Genomic DNA, 5,776 nt, shown 5'->3' on the forward strand with positions numbered 1-5,776 from the left:
GAGCTGCAGACACTCCTTGCTCTCTGGGCCGGCGCCTGCCCCACCTGCCACCGCGACATACCCACACCGCTACGAACCTGACCAAGCCCTACTAGCCCCCGAGACCGGCTCATCGAGCACCGAGCCGTTCGCGGGTATCGCGGTCGTCCCTGATCCCCCGTCGGGGAGGACCGCACCAAGTTCCTCCGGTGGCCGGGTGGAGGAAGCGTCAGATGAGGAGGCCGTGGTCGTTGAGCGTGTGCACCCAATCCTGGTGGGCGTCGAGAACAGCCCGGTGCACGGGGATGCCGATGCGGCAGTCGAACCCCGACCGAAGAAAAGCCGTCACCGCGATCGGGCGACTCGGCGTATGAGAGTGCCGAAGTGGCTGCCGAGCCCCGACTGGAGAAACCGCTCGTCGGCGACGACGGCGAGGCCTCGTGACAGGCGGCGGACCGAGGGAGAAGGCGCAGCAGGCAGGTGGTGTCGCGCTGCCGGGAGGCGTTCAGGATCGCGTACAGGCCGGCGCGCTGAGCGACGCGCTTGGCGCACGCCCGCGCAGGGCACCGGCGCCGTAGATCTCCAGCGTGCCGTCGAGCAACGCGTCCCGCTGCTTTCTGCCCGGGCCTGCGGGGCAAGGTGCCTGGAGACGGCTTAGGTCGACGCGGTCGCCGACTCCAGTCACCGTGTCAGCCGTCTTTAGCTCCTGTCGGCTGGTTCGCTCCCGGCTTCTGCGCTGTCTGGGGTTTGCCACAGGTCGCTTCCCTCGTACGTGCTCCGCAGCAGGGGGATCACCGCGCTGGGAATGCGGAATCCCTTCGCCCAGGAAGGGTCGACGGCGTGGCCGTAGACGGTGGTGAGCAGGAAAGGCTCCCCTCCTGTGAGCACACCTACCGCTTGCAGGTCCCGCGCCAGGGTGCCGATCGGTTGGGTGAAGCCGCGGAGTCTGCGTGTCTCGTCATAGCCGGCAAGCTCGTACACCGTCTCCCGGTCCACGAACCCGCCATTTGCCGCAGCTGCAACGATGGCTTTGACTCGGGATGGGTAGCGCCTCATCAGCTCGTCCATGAACGCCGCCAGCGACTCCGCCGTCCAGGCTTCGTCTTCCGTGTCCGTGTCGGCGGATGCCTCGCCCAGTTGCTCCAGGTCGCGGACCGAGCCCTCGTCCACGTTCAGTTCGAGGAGTTCTTTGGCCCAGCGCAGCAGTTCGCTCGGAGTGAGCATGTAGAGTCCCACCCCGGCCTTCTCCCGCAGTTCCTGGAGGAGTTCGGCACGGGGACGAGGCGGGATGTCGTATCCGCGGTTGGTCCACCAGTCCTTCTTCACGTCCCCCGTGACCAGGAGAACGTCGCACCCGCGGCGCCGGGCCTCCGCCATGAGCTGTACCCATACGAGGTAGTCACCGGCAGCCAGCTCGGGTTCCTTGGTGCGGAAGTCCTCGTGCCCCGGCGGAATCCCCTCGTCGGCGCGCTCCTGCGCCTCTTTCACGGCCTTGTCGTATGCGTCCGCCGGCAGCGGCTCGCCGACCCGGCCGTGCAGAAGCGGTTCCAGGGCGTTGAGCACCGGGTCGGTGTGGGTGGTGGCAGTCTCCTTGAGCGCGTCGCACTCGGCCTGTGCCCGGATGAACTCTTTGAGGTGGCCGACTGTTTTGGCGAGCTCGGTCAGGTCTCGGTCCGTCCGCTGTACAGCCTCTTCGTTGTCCTTGAGTTGGACGGCGGTCAGCCATGTGGCCACGCCTGTCCGGGCCGCGTTGACCGCCTTGTCGAGCGCGGCACTCGCCTCATTGGCCTTGGTCGCGTGGTGATGGCGCACGGTCGGCGACTCGCGGTTACGCCAGAACTCCGTGAGCACCTGGTGGGGAATGAACAGGCGTTCGCGAAGCCTGGTGAGGGCGGCGAGGGTGTCCCGGCGGGTGCTCTCGTTGGAGCGGTAGAGGTTGAGCAGCACATTGGTGTCCAGCACGACCAGACCGGAATCGAAGATCCGCTTGTAGTCGGAGCGCAGCGGGCTGCGATGGGCCTCGTCGCAGTCGAAGACGCCCCGGACGTGCGGCTGGTCGGACGCGGTGTGCGCTGCTGCCATGAAACGCTCCCTGGAATCGTCAGGCGCATCAGCCCTCCCCGGCTGGGTGCGCGGGGAAAGTCTAGGACCGGGTCGAGCCGGCGGCCGAGGAAACAGCGGCGGTTGCGACACCCTGGACGTATGCCGAGCATCGACCGTCAGGGCTGGTCATCCGACACGATGCACAGCGAAGTACCCATGGCCCGGACAACGTCCAACTGGCCTGTCGAGCATGGCCATCAGGAGCGATACACCTCATTGTGTCAGCCGTTCCAGATTAGGGCCTGTCCGCCCGATCATGTTCGGGTGGGCGGGGCCCGCACGGCGGTCAGCTGGGCCGAAGCCATTCATGCCGTTGCCGTTATATAACTGACGAGGTATGGTCAAGGTATGTCCCTGCCGTTCGAAGTGCTGGCCGACCCCACACGGCGACGGATACTCGGGCTGCTGCTCGGCCGCCCCCGACTGGTGGGGGAGGTCGCCCACGAACTGGAGATGAGTCAGCCGCGGGTGTCCAAGCATCTTCGGGTGCTGCGTGAGGCCGGGCTGGTCACGGTCCGACCGGAAGCGCAGCGCCGCTGGTACGAGCTCCGCCCGGAGCCGTTGGCCGATCTCGACGCCTGGCTCGCACCGTATCGCCGACTGTGGACCGAACGCCTGGACGCATTGGAACGACACCTGGAAACGATGCCCGACGCCCCCGAGGAACAGCCGCGTCGGTCAACCGAGGAGCCGTGAAGTCATGAGCGCGACCAATGTCACCACCTTCGACGGCCGGCCTGCCCTGCAGTTCGAACGTCATCTGAAGCACAGCCGCGACAAGGTCTGGCTGGCGGTCACCGATCCCCAGCAGCTGAGCCAGTGGTATCCGTTTCGGGTGACGGGGCTGGAGCCCAGGACCGGCGGTCGCATGACCTTCGACGACGGCGAGGGGACGATCTACTCGGCCACCATCACCGACTTCGACCCGCCGCGGCTGTTCGCCTTCGACGAGCACGACCCGGACGGTAAGGAGAGGGAGTTCGACGATCACCTCAGGTTCGAGCTGCGCGACGAAGGGGCCGGCTGTCTCCTGGTGTTCACCCACGTCATGGCCGATCCCGCGATCGCCGACAGTGCCTCCGGGGGCTGGCAGTCGTCTCTGGATCAGCTCGCGACGCAGCTCGACACAGCTGGATGACCGCCCGAAACAGCGGAGCCGCCGCCCGGCCGTTCATTGGCGAAGCCATATGAGAATGGAGCTGCGGCGACGGTGCCAAGGAAGACGTGCCCGCGTTTGTCATAGCGCGCGGCTACCGCTCGGATGCTTGAGTTTGTTGATTGCCCGCTCGACAGTGTTGCGCTTCTTGTAGCGGCCCTCGTCGACGCCAGGCGGCCGCCCGCCGCGTGCGCCTTTACGCAGGCGGGCAGCCTGGCTGTCGATCTTCTCCGGGATCGCGTGACGGATGCCCCGGCGGCGCAGATGTTCACGGCACGGGCCGTTGCTGTATGAGATGACCCCAGATTCGTGGAGCCCCTGAAACCAGGCTTATGATCCTGGCCCGAAGGAGAACCACGAGCAGTGAGCCTTTCTCAACCTGCTTTTGATGTGGGGCAGTTGGGCTGACAACGTGGTGAAGCCCCTGGTAGATGGGTTTTCGACCAAGAGAACTGTCTCCACCAGAGGCTTCACGTGCTTGTTTACCCGTCGGGTGTCGACGTGTCCAGTTCCGCCCTCCGCTTCCTCACACAGCAGCTGCGGCGCCACCGCCGCGCGATCGGCTCGCGGTGGCGGCGTCTGAGCGCCGGCCGTCAGTCCCTGTTCACCCTCGCCCATCTGCGGATGGGACACACCTATGCCCAGCTCGCGGCCGGGTTCGGCGTCGGCACCACGACGGCCTACCGCTATGTCACCGAGGCGGTCGACCTCCTGGCCGCTCTCGCCCTGAGCCTGGCCGACGCGGTGCGGACCGCGTCGGCGAAGGCGTACCTGATCCTGGACGGCACGCTCCTGCCGATCGACCGCATCGCCGCGGACCGGCCGTTCTACTCCGGCAAGCACAAGAAGCACGGGATGAACGTGCAGATCCTTGCCGACCCCTTCGGCCGGCTGCTGTGGGTCTCACCGGCCCTGCCCGGAGCCGTTCACGACATCCGCGCGGCCCGCGAACACGGCATCATCGAGGCCCTCGCCGAGGCAGACATCCCGTGCTGGGCCGACAAGGGATACCGAGGTGCCGGCGGCACGGTCCGCATCCCATGCTGGGGACGGTGGGAGACCCTCTCCGCGGGCCAGCAGGTGGTGAACCGGTCCCACGCAAAGATCCGGGCCCTCGTCGAGCAGGCCGTCGCCACCCTCAAGTCCTGGCGGCTCCTGCGCAAACTGCGGTGCTCGACCACTCGGATCACCAGCCTCGTCCAGGCCGTCCTCGCCCTGCATCTGACCAGCTCAGGGTGAGGATGGAAAAGGCTCAGTGATTCCTAATGCGGTCTGTCAAGCCGCGTGCGCGGTGGGTGGCATGAGTTCGTAGGTCCGTCCGTCGCGGAGGAGGGCCCAGAGGACGTTCACACGGCGGCGGGCCAGGGCGAGGACAGCCTGGATGTGGCGTTTGCCTTCGGCTCGCTTGCGTTCGTAAAACCGGCGGGACTCATCGCAGTGTCGGATGCTGAACAAGGCGGATATGTAGAAGACGCGTTGGAGTCGGCGGTTGTAGCGCCGCGGCCGGCGAAGATTGCCGCTGATCTTGCCGGAGTCGCGGGGAACAGGTGCGACGCCACCGAAGCCGGCCAGGCGGTCTGCGGTGCCGAAGAAGCTCATGTCGCCGCCGGTCGCGGCCAGAAACTCGGCGCCGAGGATGGCTCCCAGCCCCGGCATGCTGGTGATCACTTCGAAGTCCCGATGTTCGCGAAACCGGGCCTCGATCGCCTTGTCGAGCTCGGCGACCTGCTGGTTGAGGGCCATCACTTCCCGCGCGAGCGTGTGCACCATTTGGGCGGTGAGTTTCTCGCCGGGCAGGCTGGTGTGCTGGCGTCCGGCGGCCTCCCAAGCTGTCTCGGCGAGCCGTTCAGGGCGCAGGACCTTGCGGTTACGCAGCCAGGTCTCGAGCCTCTTCTTGCCTGTCCGGCGCAGGGAGGCAGGGGTCTGGTAGCCGGTGAGCAGCATGAGTGGGCCGGTGTTGGTGAGGTCCAGTGCCCGTTCCAGGCCGGGGAAGATGCCGGTGAGCTGGGCGCGGAGCCGGTTAACGGTGCGAGTGCGGTCGGCGACCAGATCCGTGCGGCGGCCGGTTAGGATCTTGAGGTCGGTGACGGTCTCGTCGCTGGCGCGTAAGGAGTGCAGATCGCGGCGGATGCGGGTCTGGTCGGCGATGACGGCGGCGTCTTTGGCGTCGGTTTTGCCTTCGCCGCGGTAGCTCTCGGAGGCGCGGTGGATGGCCCGGCCGGAGATGTAGTGCACCGGCTGGTCGTGATTGAACAGGATGGTGATGGCCAGGGCGGCTCCACCGTCGGCCAGGTCGATGCCCCAGGTCACATCATCGCCCAGGGCCAGGACGTCGGTGAGGAGTTCGAGGAGTTCGGGTTCGTCGTTGGCGACGCGTCGGGACAGCAGCCGGCGGCCGCTCTCGTCGATCGCGACGCAGTGGTGGTGCGTCTTGCCTGCGTCGATGCCGGCCCAGATCATGGCCATGTGGTGCCTCCGCGCGGTGTGGTGCTGGTGCCTTCCGACGGACGACCTCGCTGTCGATTCCCTACTCAGCGA

General features: G+C 66.9%; 5 protein-coding genes. 3 read left to right on the plus strand and 2 right to left on the minus strand.

The annotated features are described in order from the left end of the window. Positions 1 to 678: 678 nt before the first annotated feature. On the minus strand, positions 679 to 2,061 hold the full coding sequence (locus ACWD1Z_RS36260; RefSeq protein WP_451124996.1) for a PIN-like domain-containing protein: 1,383 nt from the start codon (positions 2,059 to 2,061) through the stop codon (positions 679 to 681). Between the two features lie 369 nt (positions 2,062 to 2,430). Between ACWD1Z_RS36260 and ACWD1Z_RS36265 the strand changes: the two genes are divergently transcribed. The 3 genes from ACWD1Z_RS36265 to ACWD1Z_RS36275 all read left to right on the plus strand — a co-directional run bounded on the left by ACWD1Z_RS36265 (position 2,431) and on the right by ACWD1Z_RS36275 (position 4,477). Then, positions 2,431 to 2,778, plus strand: a complete 348-nt coding sequence (locus tag ACWD1Z_RS36265) for an ArsR/SmtB family transcription factor (protein ID WP_189561178.1) — start codon at positions 2,431 to 2,433, stop codon at positions 2,776 to 2,778. Between the two features lie 4 nt (positions 2,779 to 2,782). Beyond that, on the plus strand, positions 2,783 to 3,220 hold the full coding sequence (locus ACWD1Z_RS36270) for an SRPBCC family protein (RefSeq protein WP_451124998.1): 438 nt from the start codon (positions 2,783 to 2,785) through the stop codon (positions 3,218 to 3,220). 492 nt (positions 3,221 to 3,712) lie between these two features. Beyond that, positions 3,713 to 4,477: a transposase family protein gene (locus ACWD1Z_RS36275; protein ID WP_451125000.1), complete on the plus strand. Its 765-nt coding sequence runs from the start codon at positions 3,713 to 3,715 to the stop codon at positions 4,475 to 4,477. A gap of 36 nt (positions 4,478 to 4,513) precedes the next feature. Here the strand turns inward: ACWD1Z_RS36275 and ACWD1Z_RS36280 are convergent, their stop codons facing one another. Next, positions 4,514 to 5,704, minus strand: a complete 1,191-nt coding sequence (locus tag ACWD1Z_RS36280) for an IS110 family RNA-guided transposase (protein WP_389421695.1) — start codon at positions 5,702 to 5,704, stop codon at positions 4,514 to 4,516. Positions 5,705 to 5,776 lie beyond the last annotated feature (72 nt).

Source organism: Streptomyces sp. NPDC002784, from assembly GCF_053592135.1.